Source organism: Staphylococcus sp. 231237_7MaSpsaltlick, assembly GCF_043107035.1.
Genome location: NZ_JBICNX010000393.1, coordinates 1 through 432, shown reverse-complemented (window position 1 = coordinate 432; position 432 = coordinate 1). Strand labels below are relative to the sequence as shown.

Here is a 432-nt window from a genome sequence, read left to right as displayed (position 1 = left end):
ATTTATACCCATGAAGATACAGAACATGTACACAACCATATTGTGATTAATTCAATTGACCTTGATACAGGCAAAAAATTTTATAACAACAAACAGGCATTAAAAGACATCAGACAGGCAAACGATGAAGTCTGTAAAAGCCATAATTTGTCGATTCCTAATGTTCAGGCACAAATACGCTACACACAGGCAGAACAAAACATTATGGATAAAGCAGAAGATGTAAAAGCATCATGGAAAAATCAAATTAGAATTGCGATTGAAGATACCAAAGAACATGCAACAGATTTCGAAGAATTTAACGAGTTACTTAAACCAAAAGGTGTCGAAGTCGCACGTGTGACGGATAAAACCATAACTTATAAACATCTTGAAGAAGATAAAAAAGTACGTGGCAGTAAACTTGGTAATGACTATGACAAGGAGGAGTTG

The 432-nt window shown here is 34.7% G+C and carries 1 protein-coding gene; it reads left to right on the top strand.

The features are described from left to right. The coding region (locus ACF91D_RS32050) for a relaxase/mobilization nuclease domain-containing protein (protein WP_392438747.1) at nucleotides 1-432 on the top strand (432 nt) is incomplete at both ends.